The 22269-nt window shown below is 64.4% G+C and carries 20 protein-coding genes and 1 tRNA gene; 10 read left to right on the top strand and 11 right to left on the bottom strand.

Annotated elements, in window-relative coordinates; translation table 11 throughout:
* Positions 1–200: 200 nt before the first annotated feature.
* Entirely contained in the window at positions 201–917 is a 717-nt protein-coding gene (locus tag AC3WQS_RS16325) for a DUF8548 family protein (RefSeq protein WP_020970029.1), read from the top strand.
* Between the two features lie 73 nt (positions 918–990).
* A tRNA-Leu gene (locus AC3WQS_RS16320) sits at positions 991–1072 on the top strand.
* A 58-nt stretch (positions 1073–1130) separates the two neighbouring features.
* Here AC3WQS_RS16320 and AC3WQS_RS16315 read toward each other — a convergent pair.
* Positions 1131–1850: an aspartate/glutamate racemase family protein gene (locus AC3WQS_RS16315; protein WP_492713457.1), complete on the bottom strand. Its 720-nt coding sequence runs from the start codon at positions 1848–1850 to the stop codon at positions 1131–1133.
* A 184-nt stretch (positions 1851–2034) separates the two neighbouring features.
* Between AC3WQS_RS16315 and AC3WQS_RS16310 the strand changes: the two genes are divergently transcribed.
* Positions 2035–2442 (top strand): hypothetical protein, encoded by a 408-nt coding sequence (locus AC3WQS_RS16310; protein WP_021333455.1) that lies wholly within the window; start codon positions 2035–2037, stop codon positions 2440–2442.
* The gene (locus AC3WQS_RS16305; protein WP_003945334.1) at positions 2439–2819 is read left to right on the top strand and encodes a DUF3817 domain-containing protein; all 381 of its coding nucleotides are present in this window, start codon (positions 2439–2441) and stop codon (positions 2817–2819) included. Before AC3WQS_RS16310 ends, AC3WQS_RS16305 begins: the two co-directional genes overlap by 4 nt.
* Positions 2820–2882: 63 nt before the next feature.
* Here the strand turns inward: AC3WQS_RS16305 and rdgB are convergent, their stop codons facing one another.
* The 7 genes from rdgB to clpS form a co-directional block, all read right to left on the bottom strand.
* The gene (rdgB, locus tag AC3WQS_RS16300; RefSeq protein WP_019749148.1) at positions 2883–3491 is read right to left on the bottom strand and encodes an RdgB/HAM1 family non-canonical purine NTP pyrophosphatase; all 609 of its coding nucleotides are present in this window, start codon (positions 3489–3491) and stop codon (positions 2883–2885) included.
* A gap of 3 nt (positions 3492–3494) precedes the next feature.
* Positions 3495–4280 carry a ribonuclease PH gene (gene rph, locus AC3WQS_RS16295; RefSeq protein ID WP_003945332.1) on the bottom strand — a complete coding sequence of 262 codons (786 nt, stop codon included), beginning with the start codon at positions 4278–4280 and terminating at the stop codon, positions 3495–3497.
* Between the two features lie 52 nt (positions 4281–4332).
* Positions 4333–5091, bottom strand: coding sequence for a cyclic nucleotide-degrading phosphodiesterase (locus AC3WQS_RS16290; RefSeq protein ID WP_007733274.1), 759 nt, complete (start codon positions 5089–5091; stop codon positions 4333–4335).
* 97 nt (positions 5092–5188) lie between these two features.
* Positions 5189–5848, bottom strand: coding sequence for a rhomboid family intramembrane serine protease (locus tag AC3WQS_RS16285; protein ID WP_492713456.1), 660 nt, complete (start codon positions 5846–5848; stop codon positions 5189–5191).
* Between the two features lie 92 nt (positions 5849–5940).
* Positions 5941–7008, bottom strand: a complete 1068-nt coding sequence (locus AC3WQS_RS16280) for a P1 family peptidase (protein ID WP_070386567.1) — start codon at positions 7006–7008, stop codon at positions 5941–5943.
* Positions 7005–7595, bottom strand: a complete 591-nt coding sequence (gene aosR / locus AC3WQS_RS16275) for an oxidative stress transcriptional regulator AosR (RefSeq protein WP_069147356.1) — start codon at positions 7593–7595, stop codon at positions 7005–7007. The genes AC3WQS_RS16280 and aosR overlap by 4 nt, the downstream gene beginning before the upstream one ends.
* A 68-nt stretch (positions 7596–7663) precedes the next feature.
* A complete protein-coding gene (clpS, locus tag AC3WQS_RS16270) occupies positions 7664–7975 on the bottom strand; it encodes an ATP-dependent Clp protease adapter ClpS (protein ID WP_029255695.1) in 312 nt (103 codons plus the stop codon).
* A 121-nt stretch (positions 7976–8096) separates the two neighbouring features.
* Between clpS and AC3WQS_RS16265 the strand changes: the two genes are divergently transcribed.
* The 3 genes from AC3WQS_RS16265 to AC3WQS_RS16255 are packed head-to-tail and all read left to right on the top strand — an operon-like array spanning position 8097 to position 12139.
* Entirely contained in the window at positions 8097–9437 is a 1341-nt protein-coding gene (locus AC3WQS_RS16265; protein ID WP_020970036.1) for a nicotinate phosphoribosyltransferase, read from the top strand.
* A complete protein-coding gene (locus tag AC3WQS_RS16260; RefSeq protein ID WP_021333460.1) occupies positions 9434–10081 on the top strand; it encodes an isochorismatase family protein in 648 nt (215 codons plus the stop codon). Before AC3WQS_RS16265 ends, AC3WQS_RS16260 begins: the two co-directional genes overlap by 4 nt.
* Before the next feature lie 9 nt (positions 10082–10090).
* The gene (locus AC3WQS_RS16255) at positions 10091–12139 is read left to right on the top strand and encodes an ATP-dependent DNA helicase (protein ID WP_019749155.1); all 2049 of its coding nucleotides are present in this window, start codon (positions 10091–10093) and stop codon (positions 12137–12139) included.
* Between the two features lie 68 nt (positions 12140–12207).
* On the opposite strand, the gene glgP is transcribed toward AC3WQS_RS16255, so the two are convergent.
* Positions 12208–14808, bottom strand: a complete 2601-nt coding sequence (gene glgP / locus AC3WQS_RS16250) for an alpha-glucan family phosphorylase (protein ID WP_492713455.1) — start codon at positions 14806–14808, stop codon at positions 12208–12210.
* 223 nt (positions 14809–15031) lie between these two features.
* Here glgP and AC3WQS_RS16245 point away from each other — a divergent pair, with 223 nt between their 5' ends.
* From AC3WQS_RS16245 to AC3WQS_RS16235, 3 genes are read left to right on the top strand one after another with little or no spacing between them, the layout of a single operon-like run.
* The gene (locus AC3WQS_RS16245; RefSeq protein ID WP_445388219.1) at positions 15032–17056 is read left to right on the top strand and encodes an alpha-1,4-glucan--maltose-1-phosphate maltosyltransferase; all 2025 of its coding nucleotides are present in this window, start codon (positions 15032–15034) and stop codon (positions 17054–17056) included.
* Positions 17056–19257: a 1,4-alpha-glucan branching protein GlgB gene (gene glgB / locus AC3WQS_RS16240; protein WP_031331511.1), complete on the top strand. Its 2202-nt coding sequence runs from the start codon at positions 17056–17058 to the stop codon at positions 19255–19257. The genes AC3WQS_RS16245 and glgB overlap by 1 nt, the downstream gene beginning before the upstream one ends.
* On the top strand, positions 19257–20705 hold the full coding sequence (locus tag AC3WQS_RS16235; RefSeq protein ID WP_020970042.1) for a neutral zinc metallopeptidase: 1449 nt from the start codon (positions 19257–19259) through the stop codon (positions 20703–20705). The genes glgB and AC3WQS_RS16235 overlap by 1 nt, the downstream gene beginning before the upstream one ends.
* An 18-nt stretch (positions 20706–20723) precedes the next feature.
* On the opposite strand, the gene AC3WQS_RS16230 is transcribed toward AC3WQS_RS16235, so the two are convergent.
* Both AC3WQS_RS16230 and AC3WQS_RS16225 read right to left on the bottom strand, forming a co-directional pair.
* Positions 20724–21620 (bottom strand): co-chaperone YbbN, encoded by an 897-nt coding sequence (locus tag AC3WQS_RS16230; protein WP_060939690.1) that lies wholly within the window; start codon positions 21618–21620, stop codon positions 20724–20726.
* A 105-nt stretch (positions 21621–21725) separates the two neighbouring features.
* On the bottom strand, positions 21726–22088 hold the full coding sequence (locus AC3WQS_RS16225; protein WP_020908283.1) for a DUF3817 domain-containing protein: 363 nt from the start codon (positions 22086–22088) through the stop codon (positions 21726–21728).
* Between the last annotated feature and the right edge of the window lie 181 nt (positions 22089–22269).

Below are 22269 nucleotides of genomic sequence, written 5' to 3'. Positions count from 1 at the left end.
CTCGCGAGTAGGTCGCGAACGCCCTGCCTGGGACTGTTACCGGGATTTTCAGAAACCTGAGGAACCCCTCATATTTATTGTTACCAATTCGTGACCTCCTTGACGGACGGTCGATCCCGTGCGTTCCGGGCCACCATCTGTCGGACCCCCTCGCTACGTTCAGCGCGTCCACACCGGACGACTTCTCGGGGGGAGAAATCATGAAAGACACAGACGTAGTCAGAGCGGCCGAATTCATCGGCGCCGAGCTTCCGCGCGAGGCGTGGCCGCATTGGAATCAGGGATGGCCGCGCGAGTCCGAAGCCGCCCTTCTCGATGCGATCTTCTCGTCGCGCGCCGCCTACGGAACACCGAAGACCGGAGTCCGCGCCGTCCTCGACCGTTGGCGCACACACCGCTCGGTAGCCGCAGGCGAACACCTCGACAGCTTGTCCGCTCTCGCCGCCTTCACCGACCGTGGCGACGAGCTCGCAACGATTCTCGGCAATCGCCAGCGCGTGCCGGGCAACTACTTCACCAAAGCCGAGGGTGCGGCTCGTGCGGCCAAAGCGCTCGCCGACGCCGGTTGCCGGTGCGGTGCCGACGTCGAGGACACCGAAGGCCTCCGTTCGGCAGTCGTCTCCGTTCCAGGCCTGGGCCCCAGGACCTTCGAGACGCTGGTGTTCCTGTCCGGGAAGTTGACGGCAACTTCGATAGATCTACTTGCACGGTTCGCCACCGAAGCAAGCAGTAGCGAGGAATTGTTGTCGAGCACCGACGCAGCCGAGTTGCTAGTTGCGGTTGCCGAACATCTCGATGTCGATGTTCCAACACTCACCCACGCTGCGTGGCGGTATCAACGCACGGCCGAGCAACCGCGCCGGTCGAAGAAATCCACCACGCCGCCCGCAGCGGATCCACTCGCCGAAACGGCCTGAGAGCGGGCGGGCGCATCCCGACCAGGGTGGTGTGCCCGCGAGCGATTCCACTCGCGTATCCTTTGAATTCCGCGCGCGAGTGGCGGAATTGGCAGACGCGCTGGATTTAGGTTCCAGTGTCTCAGGACGTGGGGGTTCAAGTCCCCCCTCGCGCACAACGAAAAAGCCCCGCCGGATCAGATCCGGCGGGGCTTTTTCGGTTCTAGATCAGGCTCAGCGCTTTCGAGCCTTGACCGGCGGGGTCATGTACGTCGTCCGGCTCGGCGTCAGCCCCAGACGGACCGAGCTCTCCAACCACGTGATCGCCGACGCCGTCGGATCCACAACCGGAACGTGAATCCCTTTGCCATGCAGCCTGTCTCGGACTGCACTGGTCACACCGAGCATCCCGGTGCAACCGAGAACGACGGAATCGGCCTCGCCGTTCTGCACTGCCGCAGACGCCTGAGCGGCCAGTCGATCAATCAGTTCCTCCCGATCGGTGAGGCCCAGCACCGGCATGTCCACGACTCGAATACTGCCCAGCCGACTATCGAGCCCATACCGCCGAGTGAGCGATCGGAGCATCGGCACGACGTTCGGCAGGATGGTCACGACACCGACGCGATCGCCCAGACTCATCGCTGTCAGAAATGACGGCTCGAAGCCGCCGACCACCGGTGCGTCGATGATCTCTCGGGCGGCATGCACTCCGGGATCGGCGAAACACGTGATGAATACACCGTCGACGCCTTCGACTGCCGCCTCTTCGACCCGCTGCACGATCCCGGGGCCGGCCAGTGCCTCGTCGTACTCGGACTCGATGCTCGCCGTGCCAGAGAGCAGTGACACGACATCGACCGTCGTGCCGGGCGCCGCCCAGTGCTCCACCTCGTCTGTCACCGCCGGAGTCAGTGTGGTGTCGATGACCGGGCGAATCACTCTGATGTGCATGAAACACTCCCCTGCTTTCGGATACGCCCGAGGTTATCGATGCAGCACAGCTGGGAAAATGTGTTCAGTGCCTGGCGTTGCGGGTGAGGATGGGCATAGCGCACAGGTGCTGTGGAACGGCTTCTACGACACCGTGTCGGAGATCGCAGGGCGAGGCACTATAGCTCTCAGGTACCGTCTTAGTGTGTCCAAGAACGCTACTAAACGCCGACCTGCGCTGATTCTGCTGGTCATCGTGTCAGCTGCCGGCTGCCTCGCGCTCGGCTGGTGGCAGTGGGAGCGCTTCGAAGCCGTCGGAGGCTCGGGACAGAATCTCGGGTACGCGTTCCAGTGGCCGCTGTTCGCGGCGTTTGTCGTGTACGCGTATCGCAAGTTCGTTCAGCTCGAAGACGTGGACCCCGAAGAGGCCGAAGCCGAGGAAGCCGCCGCGGAGCCGCGTGAGATTCCCGCCGACCTCTTGCCGCAACGCCCGCAGGCCGAGTTCGACGATGTGAACCTCGACGTCGACGACCCTGAAGCCCGTCAAATGCTGGAATACAACGACTACCTTGCGCAGCTCGCCGCTCGCGAGTCCGATAGGAGCACGACGTGAGTACCGGTTCGGAAGCGAGCATCGCTACCCCCGCAGTCAACGCAGAAAAGCAGAAGAAGGTTGCGTCGGCGCTCGTCCGATACCGCGTTCTCGCCTGGATCACCGGCCTCTGGCTGCTGTTCCTGACCGGCGAGATGGTCTACAAGTACCTGATTCTCGACAATTCGGCGGACGCACCGTCGTGGTTGTTCTACATCGGCCAGATCCACGGCCTGTTCTACATGCTCTATCTCGTGTTCACGATCGACTTGGCGATCAAGGCCCGGTGGAAGCCCGGTACGACGGTTGCCACCGCGCTCGCCGGCACGATCCCGTTCCTGTCGTTCGTGTTCGAGCACAAGCGAACTGCCCAGGTGAAGCAGGCTTATCAGCTCTGAGAGTTTCGAAAAGTAGAGCCCTGAACGCAGACGCGTTCAGGGCTCTACTTTTCGAAATTCGGTTCAGCCGGCCAGTGCCGCCAGCGCCGGAACGAGCTGCACGAGCGCGCGCCCTCGATGTGACGCCGCATCCTTCTCGGCCGGGGTGAGTTCTGCGGCAGAGCGGGTGTCGCCGTCCGGACGGAAGATGGGGTCGTATCCGAAGCCCCCGTCGCCGGCTGGTTCTCGGCCGATCACCCCGCGCCATTCGCCGCGCACGACAGTCTCGTCGCCGCCGGGGATCACCAGTGCACAGGCGGAGACGAATGCCGCGCCGCGCCGCTCGTCTGGCACGTCTCCCAGCTGAGCCAGGACAAGCGCAGTGTTGGCGCCGTCGTTTCCGTGAGTGCCCGACCATCGCGCGGACAGCACGCCGGGCATACCGTTGAGTGCATCGATCTCGACACCGGAATCATCTGCGATGCAAGGCATTCCGGTTGCCGCCGCGCCGTCACGTGCCTTGGCGAGTGCATTCTCCTCGAACGTCGCCCCGGTCTCGGGGGCTTCGGGGAACGGCGGCACCTCGTCGAGCCCGACCAGTTCGATTCCGTTCACTCCAGCGGCGTCGAGCACCCGGTGAAGTTCCTTCAGTTTCTTGGCATTTCGGCTGGCAACCAATACTCGTACGCTCACAGCTCAGGCACCGAACTTCTTCTTGGGTTCCGGATTCTTCGGTTCGGGTAGCACCCCGGGATACGGCTCGGCCAACGCTTGACGCTGGATCTCGAAAAGTTGCTCACAACCAGCCAGAGCGGAGTCGAGCAGCTTGTCCAGCGTCGAGCGTGGGAACGTGGCGCCCTCACCGGTTCCCTGGATTTCCACCAGCGTGCCGGTGTCGGTGGCCACGACATTCATGTCGACCTCGGCGCGCGAATCCTCTTCGTACGGAAGATCGAGGCGCACTCGTCCGTCCACGACGCCGACGCTGACGGCCGCTATGCCACACGAGATGGGCTGAGGGTCGGAGAGCAGGTCGGCTGCGCGCAGGTACGTCACGGCGTCGACCAGGGCCACGTACGCCCCCGTCACTGCCGCGGTGCGGGTACCGCCGTCGGCCTGGAGGACATCACAGTCCAGGGCGATGGTGTTCTCGCCGATCGCAGCGAGATCGATGCAGGCCCGAAGTGATCGGCCGATGAGTCGACTGATCTCCTGCGTACGGCCGCCGACCTTGCCCTTGACCGATTCGCGGCCACTGCGCGTGTGCGTGGCGGCGGGAAGCATCGCGTATTCGGCTGTCAGCCAACCCAAGCCGGAGCCCTTGCGCCAGCGGGGTACACCCTCTTCGACGCTGGCCGTGCACATCACGCGAGTGTTCCCGAACTCGACCAGAACGGATCCGGCCGGATGACTGGTGAACCCGCGGGTGATCTTGACCGTGCGGAGCTCGTCGTCCGCCCTACCGTCTTCTCGTGTAGTCACCTTCGTGAGCCTAGCGGTCGCCCGGTCGGCACTGCATCGAATGTGCGGGGAATCAGATGTCGTAGACGCTTCCGGCGGAGACGGCATGGACCGGTCCGGAGAATTCGGATTTCGCTTCGGCGATCACGTCTTCGCGGGAGGTCCACGGCGGGATGTGCGTGAGGAGAAGTTCCTTGACGCCGGCGAGGGCAGCCACACGGCCGGCTTCCTTACCGGATAGGTGAACTCCCTCGGGGCGATCCGGACTGTCGGTCCACGAAGCTTCGGAGAGCAACACGTCCGCTCCACGGGCGAGTTCGACGACGTTGTCACACATACCCGTGTCACCGGTGTAGACGAGCACGCGGCCGTCGGCGCCGGTGATCCGGAAACCGTAAGCCTCGGGTGGATGATTCATCCGACGGGCGACGACGCTCAGTTCTCCGAACGTCACCGGCTCGTTCTCGGCCCAGAGCCGGACGTCGATGGTGTCGGAGATGTCATCCATCTCGCCGGCGCACTCGGCGGAGGACACTCCGATGCGGCAGGCCGTGTCGGTGGGGCCGTAAACCAGAGCCCGCCCGACCGGTGGGTTGGGGTGATAGCGACGCCAGACGAGCAGGCCGGGCATGTCGAGACAGTGGTCCGCGTGAAGGTGCGAAAGCAGGATCGTCACCTCGCCCGGATCGGCGTATCGCTGCAACGCCCCAAGAACTCCCGGGCCGAAGTCGATCACGAGCGGCGGAGTTCCCGGTGCCGTGAGCAGGTATCCCGAAGCCGGTGAATCCGGACCCGTGACGCTGCCGGAACACCCCAGGACGGTCATGCGCATACCGGTCATGCTGCCACGTCTACCCGTCTGGAAAAAAGCTCTTGGTGGTTTTGGCGCGTCGAAGTCACACCGCAGCGAGGGTGTGACCCACGTCCGTTCAGAAACTCGGTGGTCGGACGGCCGGCGCCGACCCTGCGCGCTTGGCCCTCTCCCCCGACGTCAGCGCCCAGGCGGCCACCCCGCCGCCGATCGCTCCGAACAGATGTCCTTGCCAGGAAACCCGTGGATCGCTCGGGAGAACGCCCCACAGCACTCCGCCGTACACGACGAAGACGGCAACGCCGATCAGGATCTGTGTGAAGCTCCGCGTGAAGAACCCGCGCACCAGCAAGTAGGTGACCCAGCCGAAGATCAGCACGGACGCACCGACGTGGTTCGAGTTCGAGCCGGCGAACAACCAGGTCCCGACACCGCCGATCACCCAGATGATGCCGGTCGCCGCGAGTCCGCGCGCAATTCCCGACACCAGCACGAGGAACCCGAGGATCAGGACCGGAATGGTGTTGGCAATCAGGTGAGCCCAGTCGTCGTGCAGGACCGGGGCGAACAGGATTCCCCACAGGCCGTCGAGCGTGCGCGGGGTGACGCCGGCGTTCTGGACGTTCTGACCGGAGATGACATCCACGATCTCGATCACGTAGAGCAGGATCGCGAAGCCGCCCACCAACACGGCCGACTGCTTCCACACCGAGGGCGGACCGGATTTCGGTGCCGGCGTCCGGGTGCCGAAGTCCGGATTGTTGAAATCCATCGTCATCGTGTGCGTCCTCCACCGTCGATCCGGTTTTCTGATTCGGTCACTCGCGACCAGGCTCAATTCGAGATTACCGCCGATTCCCGGAGTGCTGCCTAGAGAAATGCCGACGGAAAGAGTTCGCGGTAGCTCGGGATTCCGGCTACCGACGTGGCGTCGAGAATCGCTGTGACGATCGCACGTTCGACAACCTGCGCCGAGGCGGCACACACCGCATCGAGTATCGGCAGATCGTTCGGAAAAGCGGCCGGAACCGCGATCTCCGAATTCGGAGTGTGATCGCCGGTGGCGAGCGCAAAGATCGTGTCGCCGTCGAGCGGCGAATGCGCGGGCCGAATCGCACGAGCCAGACCGTCATGCCCTGCGACGGCGACGCGTCGGCACCCGGATTTTGTCAAGGCGGCGTCAGTGGCGACCACACCGATCGTGGTGTTGAGGACTGTTCCCTTGGCTGCAACGGCGTTGGCCGCCGCGAGTTCGGACGCGTCGGGAAGCCTGAGCCCGAACGACTCCGCCCCGTCCGAGCCGACGCCCCACGGCAAGCCTGTTCTGGGATCGAAGACCGAACCCACCGGGTTCGCCACGATCAACGCGGAGACCGTCGTACCCTCGGCCGGGCCGTCGGCGATCACGACGCTGGCCGTTCCCACCCCACCCTTGAGCGCTCCGGCTCTGGCACCTACCCCGGCGCCGACCGTGCCCGTGGCGAATTCGCGCGAAGCGGTGTCGGCAGCGAGGAATCCGAAGTCTCCGGTCGGACGAACGGTCCAGTCCCCCACCGGCAGATCGAAGATCACGGCGCCGGGCACGATCGGTACCACCTGACCAGGAGCACCCATCGCGATCCCGCGATCGTGTTCCTCGAGCCAGCGCATCACTCCATCGGCCGCGGCAAGTCCGTAGGCACTCCCGCCGGTCAACAGCACGGCATTGACCTGCTGGACCGAATGGCTCGGGTCGAGTAGGTCGGTCTCGCGGGTACCCGGACCGCCGCCGCGGACGTCGACTCCGGCAACCACACCGGCCGACGCGAGCACGACCGTGCACCCGGTGGCTGCGCCGCTTCCGAGAGTGGCTCCCTCGTCGAGCTTGTGGTGATGACCGACAGCGAGGCCGGCGACATCTGTCAGTGAATCAGTGGGCCCGGTCCGCGTCGTGGTCATGGCATGAGCGCCTGGACGAGGGAGTCCTGCATCCACGTCAACCAGTGATAGACGTCGAGATGCGGGGCGCGCGGGTCGTCGGGTTCGAGGCTCTCCGGGGTGTCGGCGTCGATGCCGAGATTGGTTCCGAGCGCGAGACGGACGTCGTTGAGCGAGGACAGCCACGCATCGGCCTGTTCCTGCGTGAGAACGACCTTGCCGCCGGCCTCCGGAAGCGAAGCCAACAACATGCGAGCGGACTCGCGCTTGGCGTCGATGATCTCGGGTTCGTGCAAACTGCGCAGCGCGCCGTTGACATTGGCGCCGGCGTCGTCGAGATCGTCACTGTCCGGAGCGACCTTGTCCGGATCGGTGCGCTGGAAGTCGGGAAGCAAACGCGCCAACACCGGATTGTCGGGCGTCTCCGAATTTCCGGTACGAAGACCCGTCAGCGCGGCGAGCTCGTCTTGCGGCGCCGAAGACGCGCGCTCGTCGAGAAGCCCGGATACCGACTCCACGAGCGAGCGCAGAACCGCCGCCTCGTGGCCGTCCATCTCGGACTTGAACTTCACTCCGCCGAGTGAACTCTTCCTACTCCACGTCCGCACGCGTCGGACTCCCGTCTACGAGTTAGGCGAACAAATCGGTCGAAAAAGTGCTTTTCTCAGGGCTTTTCTCAGGTGTCGTCGCGTTGCATCGTGGCCCAGAGACCGGCAGCGTGGAGGCGACGAACATCGGCCTCCATCTTGTCGCGCGAACCGCTCGAGACCACGGCCTTGCCCTCCGAATGGACCTGCATCATCAGGTCGGTGGCCTTGGCTTTGCTGTAACCGAACAACTTCTGGAACACGTAAGTCACGTAATGCATGAGATTGACCGGGTCGTCCCAGACGATGGTCACCCAGGGCCGATCTGCGGCTTCGATGGTCGCAACAGCCTCCGACTGCTCGGGCGTGGCTTGAGGAGAGGAAGCCGTAGCGCCTCTCATCGTTACGTTCGCCGAGTAAGTGCCGGACACGGTCGCGCCGCCGAAAACCATGTATCCAGGGTACGGCGCGACGAGAGGCGACAACACCCACCCACGTCGTCTCGCGCATAGAGTTGTGTGCGTGCCTACGCAAATTTCCGACATCCGCGACGCCGGTGCCAGCACCGCACTGCTCACCGATCAGTACGAACTGACCATGCTCTCGGCGGCTCTCGCCGACGGATCTGCCTTCCGCAACTGCAGTTTCGAGGTATTCGCACGGCGGCTGCCAGACGGTCGTCGCTACGGCGTCGTCGCCGGTACCGAACGCCTTCTCGACGCACTCGAGCAGTTCCGGTTCGGTGAACCGGAACTGGCGATCGTTGCGAAATTCCTCGACGACACGACCGTCGAGTGGCTGCGCAACTATCGATTCTCCGGTGACATCGACGGCTACCGCGAGGGCGACTTCTACTTCCCCGGCTCACCGATCCTCTCGGTCCGCGGAACGTTCGCCGAGTGCGTCATCCTCGAAACCTTGATTCTCTCGATCCTCAACCACGACAGCGCGATCGCTTCGGCCGCAGCCCGCATGGTGAGCGCAGCGGGCGGTCGACGGATGATCGAGATGGGCTCGCGTCGTACACACGAACAGGCCGCCGTCGCCGCTTCACGTGCCGCGTATCTCGCCGGCTTCGACGCCACCTCCAACCTCGAAGCCGCGCGGCGTCACGACGTACCCAGCGCAGGTACCAGTGCGCACGCCTTCACACTCCTGCACACCACCGAAGACGGTCCGGACGAGGCAGCGGCATTCCGCGGTCAGGTCGCGGCACTCGGCGTATCCACCACGTTGCTCGTCGATACCTACGACATCACCGAGGGTGTGAAAACGGCTGTCGCCGTTGCCGGTCCCGAGCTGGGTGGGGTTCGCATCGACTCCGGCGATCTCGGCGTTCTTGCTCGTCAGGTACGCCAACAACTCGACGATCTCGGTGCTACCAAGACACGCATCGTCGTCTCAGGCGACCTGGACGAGTACGCGATCGCGGCTCTGCGCGCCGAACCCGTCGACTCGTACGGTGTCGGTACTTCACTGGTCACCGGATCGGGCGCGCCCACCGCAGGCATGGTTTACAAGCTGGTCGAGGTCGACGGAATCGCGGTCGAGAAGAGAAGCACCAACAAGGCATCTCGCGGCGGCGCCAAGAAGGCACTGCGCGTGGTTCGCCCGACCGGAACGATCGTCGAAGAAGTCATCTACCCTGCCGGCTCGCCCGCTCCGGTTTCCGAGGCGGACGGCGCGACCGAACTGCTGATCCCGTTGGTTCGCGAAGGCAAGGTCGTCGAGAGCGCACCGACGCTCGAAGAGAGCCGCGCAGTTCTGAAGGCCGGGCTCGTGAGCCTGCCGTGGGAAGGGCTCAAGCTCTCGCGCGGAGACTCGGCTGTGCCCGTTCGATTCTCCGGAGGTGAGCACCAGTGAGTGCTAAAGCACTGATCGTCGTCGACGTTCAGAACGATTTCTGTGAAGGTGGCGCGCTCGCGGTCGACGGCGGCGCTGCGGTTGCGGCGGCCGTCAACGATTTCGTCAACTCCCACGAGTACGACGCCGTAGTCGCGACTCGCGATTTCCACATCGATCCTGGGGCGCATTTCTCCGAGACCCCAGACTTCGTCGACAGTTGGCCGATTCACTGCGTCGTCGGGACGGCCGGCGCCGAGTTCCATCCGGCGTTCGACGCTTCCGTCGCCGGTTCGGCGATCTTCTCCAAGGGCGCATACAGCGCGGCCTATTCCGGTTTCGAAGGAGCAGCCGAGGACGGCACGACGCTCGAGGACTGGCTCCGCGCCCACAAGATCACCGACGTCGACGTGATCGGCATTGCCACAGATCACTGTGTCAAGGCCACGGCCATCGACGCGGCGCGCGCGGGATTCGCCACGACGGTCCTTCTCCCCTTCACCGCAGGTGTGTCGACTGCCACGATCGAGTCGGCATTGGTACAGATGCAGGAGGCGGGAGTGCAGCTGATCGGGCGAGACGAGGCGTCGTCGGAAGAAGACTCGAATGCCGGGGAACTACCCCGGGAATCATCCGTGGACGTTTCTGACGTAGGGATCCATTAACCTTCGTGGGTGGCCGATCAACTCCCGAACGTTCCCGAACTGCTCCAGACAGCGGTGCGGTCGCTCGGCGGTGCCGAACGAACCAGTCAGCTGACGATGGCGTCGGCCGTGGCGCACTCGATCGACACGGGCGAGCATCTGGCCGTCCAGGCCGGCACCGGTACCGGTAAGTCACTCGCCTACCTCGTTCCGAGCCTGCGCCATGCGGTCGAGTCTGGGCGCACTGTGGTCGTGTCCACCGCCACCATCGCGCTTCAGCGCCAGCTCGTCGATCGAGATCTGCCACGGCTCGCCGATGCACTGAAGAAGCCACTCGGCCGACGCGCCGAGTTCGCAATCCTCAAGGGCCGCAACAACTACCTGTGCATGAACAAGATCCACACCGGCGCGTCCGAGCAGCCACCCGAGGACGAGTTGTTCGATCCGTTCACGGTCTCGCGTCTCGGCCGGGAGGTCGTCCGCCTCACCGAATGGTCATCCGACACCGAAACCGGTGATCGTGACGAATTGGTACCGGGCGTATCCGATCAGGCGTGGCGGCAGGTCAGCGTCACCTCCCGCGAGTGCATCGGAAAGAACCAGTGCCCGGTCGGTGAGGACTGCTTCGCCGAGCGCGCCCGCGTCGAGGCGTCGAAGGCCGACGTCGTCGTCACCAACCACGCGCTGCTCGCTATCGACGCCATCACCGGCATCCAGATCCTCCCTGACCACGACGTCGTGGTGATCGACGAAGCCCACGAATTGGTCGACCGCGTCACCGGTGTTGCCACGGCCGATCTCACAGCTTCGTCGATCAGTGCCGCGGCCAGGCGTTGCGGCAAGATCGCCGAAGAGCAGGACGCCGACCGACTCGAAGCCGCCGGCGAGGGTTGGGCGGGGCTCCTCGAGGAATTGCGTCCAGGTCGATGGGAAGGCCTCCCGGACGGTGCGGCGCCCGCACTGGCCGCGATACGCGACGCGGCCTGGTCGCTGCGCACCGCAATCGGTCCGGCCAAACCGGGCATGGCAGCCGCAGACCCCGAAGCCGCTGCAGCCCGCAACGCTGCGCTCTCGTCCGTCGACGACGTCCACGACAGTGCCGTGCGTATTCTCACCGCCTTCGACGAACCAGACCCGGCCAAGCGCAAGGACGTCGTCTGGCTGTCCTCGGACGAGTTCCGCGGATCGGTGCGGCGCTCCGTCCGGATGGCTCCGCTTTCCGTCGGCGGATTGCTGCGCTCGCGACTGTTCGCCGAATCCACCGTCGTTCTCACTTCCGCGACGCTGACCGTCGGCGGATCGTTCGACGGTCTCGCCGTCAACTGGGGCCTTCCCGCGGAATCGTCGGTGCGACCCGACTCGGGTACCGCCATCGGCACCGAAGCACCTTCTGACGCTTCGGCTTTCCGCTGGAACTCGCTCGACGTCGGGTCGCCCTTCGACCATGCCAAGGCCGGCATCATCTACATTGCCCGCCACCTGCCCACGCCCGGCCGCGACGGCCTCTCCCCGGTCTATCTCGACGAGATCGCCGAACTTGTCGAGGCTGCCGGCGGACGCACCCTCGGCTTGTTCTCCTCGATGCGCGCCGCCAAAGCCGCGTCGGAGGCGATGCGCGAACGCCTCGACACCCCGATCCTGTGCCAGGGCGACGACGCCACCGGCACCCTCGTCAAGGCCTTCGCCAAGGACGAACCCACGTCACTGTTCGGCACGTTGTCCCTGTGGCAGGGCGTCGATGTCCCTGGCCCATCGCTGAGCCTCGTCATCTTGGACCGGATTCCGTTCCCGCGCCCGGACGATCCACTGTTGATGGCTCGCCAACAAGCCATCGAATCCCATGGCGGTAACGGCTTTCTCAGCGTCTCGGCCAATCACGCGGCGCTGCTCCTGGCACAGGGCGTGGGTCGCCTGCTTCGCAGCACCGACGACAAGGGCGTGGTGGCCGTGCTCGATCCGCGTCTGGCCACGGCGAGATACGCGGGTTACCTTCGCGCATCGCTGCCGCCCTTCTGGGAGACGACCAACCCCGAAGTCGTCCGCAAGGCGCTCACCCGCATCCGCGACTCACGTCCCTGAGCCAGTTCTCACGCGGACACAATTCTGCCCCGGTACCGACCGAACGGACCGGGGCAGAATGCAATACGTCAGACGCTCGGAGTGGTCACCAACCCGAGTTCGGACGCATCGACCAACAACCGGTGATGCGGCAGCACCCGCACGGTGTATCCCACGGAACCGGAGACCGGAAGCGCAACCTCGGCTTCGAAGATCTCGGTTCCGTCCTCGGCGCCGAAGTGTGTCATCGGGAACGTCACAACGTCGGTGAGTTCCTCGCCCGGGCTGACGCGTCCCAGGACTGCCTGGACCTGGACATCCGAGACCGACAAGCCGCCGAGGCGGACCTTGGCCTTCAACGAGATGGTCGCACCGATCTCCGGAGTGTCCGGCAGTCCGGAACCGTCAACCTGCTCGACGGCGACGGACGGCCACTGCGATTCGATGCGACGACGGAACTCGGCCACCTCACGCGCGCCGGCAAAATCGTCCGCCACTACCGCTCGAGCTGATTCCGCCGAAGGGGCGTAGTAGTCGACGGCGTAGTCACGAACCATGCGTGATGCCAACACCTTCGGGCCCAGATTCTCGAGGGTGTGGCGAACCCTCTCGACCCAGCGTGTCGGCAGATCGGCTGCATCACGGTCGTAGAACGTCGGCAGTACCGCGTGCTCGAGAAGTTCGTAGAGGGCGCCGGCTTCCAGATCGTCACGCCGCACGTCGTCGAGAACACCGTCGGCCGTCGGAATGGCCCACCCGTTCTCGCCGTCGTACATCTCGTCCCACCATCCGTCGCGAATGGAGAGGTTGAGTCCACCGTTGAGCGCGGACTTCATGCCGGAAGTGCCGCACGCCTCGAGTGGGCGAAGTGGGTTGTTGAGCCACACGTCGCAGCCCCAGTAGAGGTACCGGGCCATCGACATGTCGTAGTCGGGCAGGAAGACGATGCGGTGACGCACATCCGCTTCGTCGGCGAACCGTACGACCTGCTGGATGAGTGCCTTACCGCCGTCGTCGGCGGGGTGCGACTTACCGGCCACCACCAACTGCACCGGACGCTTCTCGTCGAGCAACATCGCACGCAGACGCTCGGGATCACGGAGCATCAGCGTCAACCGCTTGTACGTAGGCACGCGCCTGGCGAATCCGACTGTCAAGACGTTGGGATCGAAAACTCCAGTGGTCCAGCCGAGTTCAGCTTCGGTCGCGCCGCGTTCGAGCCACGACGCTCGGACGCGACGACGGACTTCGTCGACCAACTTGCCGCGCAACGCATTACGTGTTTCCCACAGTTCGGTGGCCGACAACTCGTGTAGGCGCTCCCAACCGCGCGCTTCTTCGAGCTGCTCCTGCCCCACGATCCGCCTGGCCACGTCCATCCACTCCGGCGCCGCCCACGTCGGAGCGTGGACACCGTTGGTGACCGATCCGATCGGCACCTCGTCGGCGTCGAATCCAGGCCAGAGACCGTTGAACATGTCGCGACTGACGATGCCGTGCAACTTCGAGACGCCATTGGCTCGCTGGCCCAGGCGAAGACCCATGTGCGCCATGTTGAAGATCGACGGATCGGATTCGCGCCCCATCCCGACTATGCGGTCGACGGTCAGACCGGGAAGCAAACTCGATTCGTTCTCGCCGTTCGCTCCGCCGAAGTAGTGACGGACCAGATCCGCCGGGAAGCGGTCGATTCCGGCGGGAACCGGAGTATGCGTCGTGAAGACCGTTCCGGCGCGGACCGCGGCCAGAGCCGAATCGAAGTCCAGACCGCTGGTGGTCACAAGTTCCCGAATCCGTTCGATGCCGAGGAATCCGGCATGCCCCTCGTTCATGTGGAAAACCTCGGGATCGGGCAATCCGTACGCCGCGGTGTAGGCACGCACCGCGCGGACGCCGCCGATACCTGCGAGGATCTCCTGCTTGATGCGGTGATCCTGGTCCCCACCGTAAAGACGGTCAGTGACGCCGCGCAGATCCGCGTCGTTCTCGGAGATGTCGGAATCGAGCAGCAGCAACGGCACTCGTCCGACCTGAGCGATCCACACTCGCGCACGCAGCACTCGTCCACCGGGCATCGCGACGTGAATGACGACCGGTGATCCGTCGTCGGAAGTCGGGCCTGCGTCCGTCAGCAAACGAAGAGGCAACCCTTGAGGGTCGTGCGGCGGGTAGTGCTCGGCCTGCCAACCGTCGGCGGTCAGCGACTGGCGGAAGTAGCCGGATCGGTAGAGCAGTCCGACGCCGATGAGCGGCAGGCCGAGGTCGGACGCGGCCTTGAGGTGATCGCCCGCGAGGATGCCCAATCCGCCGGAGTAGTTGGGCAGAACTTCGCTGACTCCGAACTCCATGGAGAAGTACGCAATTCCGCCGGCCAACGATGTGCCCTTGGCCTGCTGGGACTGATACCAGCGCGGCGTGCTCAGATAGGCATCGAGATCGGCTGCTGCAGTGTCGAGGTCACCGAGAAATGCCTCGTCACTGCTGAGTTCGTCGAGACGGGTGGGGTTGACTTCCCCGAGCATGCGGACCGGATCGAACTGGACTGCTTGCCAGAGTTCGGGGTCGAGTCGCGAGAACAGATCCTGTGTCTCGGGATGCCACGACCACCGAAGGTTGGTGGACAGGGGGCCGAGCGCGGCGAGGCGCTCCGGAATGTGGGCTCGGACAGTGAACCGACGCAAGGCTTTCACCCCGCGAACCCTAGTCGAGTTCCTTGCACTCTGTCCGGTGGAACCGAACGCCCGAGCCGACCTGACCACCGACAGACCCGAATTCGTCGTTATCAGCCTGGCGGCTTCGCCGTTATCAGCCTGGCGGCTTCGCCGTTATCAGCACCGCAGCGCCGCACCCACTACGGTTGAACCCGGCGAAAGAAAGTTTTACCGCGATCCATCATCAGAAATGGAGCCTCCCGTGTCAGGACGCCTCGGTATCGACGACGTGGTACCCGAGATCTCGGGTAACTATCCGGCAAAGGCCGTGGTCGGTGAAGTCTTCCCGGTGCACGCCACCGTGTGGCGAGAAGGCCACGACGCCATTTCCGCCACTCTTGTCGTGCGTGGTCCGCGCGGTACCAAGCCGCTGCGCATTCCGATGGATCCCGGGACCGAACCGGACACCGTCGACGCGGTGTTCACGCCGTCCGCCGAAGGTATGTGGTCGTTCCGGATCGAGGCGTGGAGCGATCCCATCGCCACCTGGAAGCACGCCGTGGAAGCAAAGCTCGCCGTCGGGCAGGGGGCGGCCGAGTTGGCCAACGACCTGGAAATCGGTGCGCGCCTGTTCGAAAAGGCCGCGCACGAAGTGCCGCGGGGCAACAGGTCCAGGCTCGAGGCCGTCACGGCGTCGCTGCGCAGCGATCAGGCGCTGACTGCTCGCGTCGCTCCGGCCTTCGCCTCCGACGTCGCCGAACTGCTCCGCGCTACTCCACTTCGCGAACTGGTCACCAAGGGCCAGTCCCACCCTGTCGTCGTCGATCGCAGCCGTGCGCTGTTCGGCTCCTGGTACGAGTTCTTCCCCCGTTCGACCGGTGGATGGGACGAGAACGGAGTACCGCAGCACGGCACGTTCCGTACCTCGGCCGAAGATCTGCCCCGCATCGCCGCAATGGGTTTCGACGTCGTCTACCTTCCGCCGATCCATCCCATCGGCGAGATCAACCGCAAGGGACGCAACAACACCCTCACCCCCGAACCCGGCGACGTCGGTTCGCCGTGGGCGATCGGCTCTGCCGACGGCGGGCACGACGCAGTCCACCCGCAACTCGGCACGCTCAAGGACTTCAAGGCCTTCGTCGCTGCGGCCCGCAAGCTGGATCTCGAAGTGGCACTGGATCTCGCGCTGCAGTGCGCCCCGGATCATCCATGGGCCCAGAAGCATCCGGAGTGGTTCAACGTCCTTCCCGACGGCACCATCGCCTACGCCGAGAACCCGCCCAAGAAGTATCAGGACATCTACCCGATCAACTTCGACACCGATCCTCGCGGTCTGGACAAGGAAATCCTGCGCGTGGTCCGCCACTGGATCAACGCCGGAGTCAAGATCTTTCGTGTCGACAACCCGCACACCAAGCCGCCCAACTTCTGGGAGACACTCATCTCGGAGGTCAAGAAAACCGACCCCGACGTCCTGTTCCTCGCCGAGGCGTTCACTCGTCCGGCGCGCATGTACGGCCTTGCCAGGCGCGGGTTCACGCAGTCGTACACGTACTTCACCTGGCGAGTTGCGAAGTGGGAGCTCACCGAATTCGGTAACGAGCTGGCGGCAAAGGCCGACGAAGCCCGACCGAACCTTTTCGTGAACACACCGGACATCCTGCACGAGTCCCTCCAGCACGGTGGGCCCGGAATGTTTGCACTGCGAGCAGCTCTCGCCGCCACCCTGGCGCCGACATGGGGCGTCTACTCCGGTTACGAACTCTACGAACATCAAGCCGTTCGCCCGGGCAGCGAGGAATACCTCGACTCCGAGAAGTACGAACTTCGTCCGCGCCGTTTCGCCGAAGCAGCAGCGCGAGGCGAATCGCTCGAGCCGTGGATCACCGCACTCAATCGCATCCGGCGTGCACACCCGGCCCTGCAGCAGTTGCGGAACCTGCACTTTCACCACATCGACAACGACGCGTTGATCGCCTACTCGAAGTTCGACGCCTCGACCGGTGACGCCGTCCTGACGGTGATCAACCTCAACCCGTTCGCGGCAGAAGAGGGCACCGTCTGGTTGGACATGCCGGCGCTCGGACGCGAATGGCACGACCACATGACCGTGCTCGACGAGGTTACCGGTGAGCAGTTCAATTGGGGCCAGGCCAATTTCGTCCGGCTCGAGCCCTGGCGTTCGGTGGCGCACATCCTCGCGCTCCCACCCGTTCCGTATCCGGCCCGGATCTCTCTGGCCTACCAAGCTCGCAATGCGCACCGCGCAGGTGGAGGCAAGTGATGCCAACCGAAAAGTCCCCTTCGGGAATCGCGCCGGACAATCACGATCTGGAACTGTTGGCGCGCGGTGAACATCACGATCCGCACAGTGTCCTCGGCGCCCATCCCCACGCCGACGGCACCGTTCTCCGAGCGTTGCGTCCCAACGCCGAGTCCGTCAGTGCCGTCATCGGCGGCAAAACCTTTCCTCTCGAACATGTTTCGAACGGAATATTCGCGGCCCTGGTCCCCTACCCAGACCTGATCGACTATCGCTATTCCGTGACGTACCCGGGTGGCCACACAGTTCTCGCAGCCGACCCTTACCGATTCCTGCCGACTCTCGGTGAACTCGACCTTCACCTGTTCGGCGAAGGTCGGCACGAACGACTGTGGGACATCCTCGGCGCACATCCGCGTTCGTACGAGACACCGGACGGACCCGTCGACGGCACCTCGTTCGCCGTCTGGGCTCCGGCCGCCCGCGGCGTGACCGTCGTCGGCGACTTCGACGGGTGGAGTGGGCAATTCGCCCCCATGCGAGTCCTCGGCTCCACCGGGGTCTGGGAACTCTTCCTGCCCGACATCGCAGTCGGTTCGCTGTACAAGTTCCGGGTCCACGGCCACGACGGCTCGGTTCGCGACAAGGCCGATCCCATGGCATTCGGTACCGAGGTACCGCCGGCGACGGCGTCGCGAGTGACCACCAGTTCGCACGAATGGAACGACGCGGCCTGGCTGGAAACCCGCGCTGGTGTCGACCCTTCGCAGTCCCCGATGAGCGTGTACGAGGTGCACCTCGGATCGTGGCGTCCGGGACTCGACTACCGGCAGATGGCCGAGCAACTCGCCGTATACGTCACCGAAACCGGATTCACCCACGTCGAACTGCTGCCCGTCTCCGAGCATCCGTTCGGTGGATCGTGGGGGTACCAGGTCACCTCGTACTACGCACCGACCTCCCGCTTCGGCACCCCGGATGACTTCCGGTGGTTCGTCGACCACCTGCATGCCGCAGGGATAGGCGTCATCGTCGACTGGGTGCCTGCACACTTCCCCAAAGACGAATGGGCGCTTGCCCGTTTCGACGGAACGCCGTTGTACGAGCACGCCGATCCGCGTCGCGGCGAGCAGTTGGACTGGGGCACATACGTATTCGACTTCGGTCGCCGCGAGGTCCGGAACTTCCTCGTCGCCAACGCGCTCTTCTGGCTCGAGGAGTTCCACATCGACGGACTGCGCGTCGACGCCGTCGCATCGATGCTGTACCTGGACTACTCACGTCCGGAAGGTGGATGGACTCCCAACATTCACGGTGGCCGCGAGAATCTCGAAGCTGTTGCGTTCCTGCAGGAGATGAACGCCACCGTCCACAAGAACCACCGAGGAGTCGTCACCGTCGCCGAGGAGTCGACGGCGTGGCCCGGAGTCACTCGGGCGACCAATGTCGGTGGCCTCGGGTTCAACATGAAGTGGAACATGGGGTGGATGCACGACACCCTCGGGTTCCTCGGTCACGACCCGGTGCACCGGACTTACCACCATCACGAGATCACTTTCTCGCTGATGTACGCGTGGAGTGAGAACTACCTGCTACCGATCAGCCATGACGAAGTGGTGCACGGCAAGGGAACTCTGTGGACCCGGATGCCCGGCAACGACTTCGCCAAGGCTTCCGGCCTGCGCTCACTGCTTGCGTACATGTGGGCGCATCCGGGCAAGCAACTGCTGTTCATGGGACAGGAGTTCGGTCAGAGCGCGGAATGGTCCGAAGAACGCGGCCTCGACTGGTGGCAACTCGACGATCAGTACACCGGCACTCTCCACCGCGGCGTCCAGCGACTGGTCGGAGATCTCAACTCCGCGTACCGACGCCATCCGGCGATGTGGACCCTCGACACCTCCCCCGGCGGATACTCCTGGATCGACGCCAACGACACCGAGAACAACGTCCTCAGTTTTCTGCGTTACGGTACTGACGGTTCGATTGTCGCCTGCCTGTTCAACTTTTCGGGCAGTGAGCACTCGAGCTACCGCGTCGGGCTACCAGAGCCCGGCCGATGGGTGGAAATTCTCAACACCGATGCCGAGGTGTATGGCGGCTCCGGAGTCGGGAACCTCGGAGCGGTCACGGCAACGTCGCGTTCGTGGCACGGTCGGCCAGCCTCCGCACAGGTGGCGCTGCCAGCTGCTGGAGCGATTTGGATAAGTCTGGAGCGTTGATGGTCGGCCGGCGAGTAGTCATTGTCACGTCGTCACTGTTCGCAGTGGCCGCACTGCTCGCCGGTTGTGCCAGCGGAACGAACGGGCACGCCGTCTCGATCTATCACGATCCGTTCCGCGTCGCCGGACTCGACGCAACAGCAGGCCCCAGCGGATTGCGCCCGGGAGCCCCCAATGCGGACCGAGCAATCACCGGTACCGACGGCGGGGACATCGACGCCCTGGCGGCCAACGCCATCACCGACATCGAAACTTACTGGGCCGCCGAGTACCCGGCTCTGTTCGACAAGCCCTTCGAGCCGGTTGACGAGCTGATCTCGTGGGACCCCACCGAATCGAACGGACCGGACTTCTGCGAAGAGACCACCGAAGAACTCATCAACGCCGGGTACTGCAGCATCGATCACACCATCGGTTGGGATCGCGAACTGCTACTGCCCGAGGTACGCGAGAAGTTCGGCGAAGTGGCCGTCGCCTTCATTTTCGCGCACGAGTACGGCCACGCCGTTCAACGCAAAGCCGGGATCGTCGGCGGCAAACGAGATGCGGCCCTGGTGCGAGAACAGCAAGCCGACTGTTTCGGTGGCGCCTTCTTGCGGCACGTCGCCGAGGACAAGGCCGCACACTTCACGATGAACACCTCCGATGGCCTCAACAAGGTGTTGGCCTCGGCGGTCGCCATCCGCGACGAAGACCCTAATGATCCTGAGAGCCACCATGGTTCGGCGTTCGAGCGCGTCACCGCCACTCAGATCGGCTTCACCGACGGCGCCGGCGCCTGCGCGAAGATGGACGCCGACGAAATCGAGTCACGACGCGCAGACCTCCCGCAGCAGTTCGCCGAAGGCAACGACTCCGGAGAACTGCCTGTCACCGAGGCAACGCTCGACGAGTTCGTGAAGACATTCCAAGCGATCTTCGATCTACCCGAGCCGCCGAAGGTCGTGTTCACCGGCGCAGACACCGGGTGCAGCGACGCCGTTGCGACCGAGCCCGTCTCGTACTGCCCGTCGACGAACACCATCGGAATCAGCGTCGACGACCTGGCCGAGCGCGGCACGCCGGGTCGCGTCGGTCGACGTGAGTTGATCCAGACCAACATCACCGGTGACTACAACGCCTACGTCCTGCTCGCGTCGAGGTACACCCTCGCGATGCAGAAGGAGAACGGCCAATCGCTCGACACTCCGCAAACTGCCTTGCGCGCCGCCTGCCTGTCCGGCGTCATCACCGCAGCGCTCAGTCCCACCAACGCTGCGGCGTCCGGAGCTCAAGTCACACTCTCCCCCGGCGACCTCGACGAAGCCGTATCGGGGCTGCTGACCGATGGCCTCGCCGCCAGTGACGTCAACGGTGAGACGGTGCCGAGCGGGTTTGCACGCGTAGACGCGTTCCGGACCGGTGTACTGGGTGGCCGGGAAGTGTGCGACAGCCGCTACACGGAGTAGCGGCTGCCGGTCCACACGTCAGTAGAGAGCGGAAGCCAACTTACGCCGGGCCGCGATGACGATCGGTTCTGCCGGGTCGAACAGTTCGAACAGCTCGAGCAGGCGCGTCCGCGCTGCGGCCTTGTCGTCGCCGGCAGTTCGAGATACCACCGAGATCAAGCGAGCGAACGCAGCCTCGGGTTGCTGGGCGAACATTTCCAGGTCGGCTGCAGCGAACTGCAGTTCGAGATTGGACGGATCAGCATCCGCGGCCGCAATCGACTCGGGATCGACGCCCTGAACCCGAGCCATGAACTTCACCTGGCGGACAGCGCTCTTGGCCTCCGCGTTGTTGGGTTCGGCGTCGAGAATCATCTGGTACGCAGCGATGGCGGCGTCGAGATCGCCCCCGTCCAGCGCGGTTTCAGCGGCCACGAAGCGAGGATCCTCGACCTCCTCCACCGGTTCGTCCCCGTCGGACACCGGCCCACTCAACTTGCCCTCGACAGCTTGGAGCACTGCGTCGAACCACTGGCTGAGCTGCGCCTCTGGCTGAGCACCCTGAAAATCGGCCAACGGCTGACCAGCCGCGACGGCAACAACCGTCGGCACCGACTGGACACCGAATGCCTGCGCGATGCGAGGACTCACGTCGACGTCGACGTTGGCAAGAATCCACTTGCCGCCGGCGCGGGCCGCCAATGATTCGAGAACTTCGGTGAACACGACCGAGGGCTCGTATGCGCGGCCACCGATGTTGACGATGACCGGCACCTGGCTCGACTTCAGCAGGACTTCGCTTTCGAAGTTCTCCTCGGTCACCTCGATCACTGCCCCGGAGACAGCAGAAACGGCCCCGTCGCCGCTGGTGTTACGCGGCGGTGGTGGGGCCGTGGCCCGCTCTTTGAAGGCGGACAAGTCGACTGCGCCGCTCATGGCGGCAGCAACTGCGGACGAACGCGCGGGGGGCCTGGAACCTGGTCGAGTCACGACTCCCAGTTTGTCACGAGTTGCGCGAAGCTACGTAGAGGGATGCAGCACTCAGACGAGCGCCGCGTTGCCCTTGGACGCCTCGAACTCCGTGGACAGCTCACCGAGCTTGCCGTTTCGCACTGCCCAGCGTTCGAAAATGACGGTGCCGAACGGAGGAACGCTCGAGATCAGCGCAAGGATCGTGGTCTTGATGTCCCACTTGAGCGACCACGCAGTCAGCAGAGCAACAACGATGAACACCAGGAAGCCCGCGGTACCGTGGACCATTCCGGGGATGCGAATCGCTTCTTCGTGTCCGAGGACCCACTTGAAGAACATGGCAACCAGCAAGGCCGCCCAGGTCACAGCTTCCCACCACGCCACCAGACGGAAGCGTTTCGCGGGAGTGGATACGTCAAAGATGTTCGCCATGAGGCCATTGTGCCCGAACAACTACGACGCCCCGTAGTTGTGTGAGCAAAACCACGGGGCGTCGGAGAGCGAGAGCGCTCGTTCAGGTGTATTTAGACACTCATGCCTTGGGGACGCGGATGATGAGTGCGTCGCCTTGTCCGCCGCCGCCGCAGAGTGCGGCTGCGCCGATGCCGCCGCC

This window comes from Rhodococcus sp. FW305-130, from assembly GCF_058788335.1.
The sequence above is the reverse complement of the archived record's forward strand: the minus strand, read 5'-3'. Positions and strand labels throughout refer to the sequence as shown.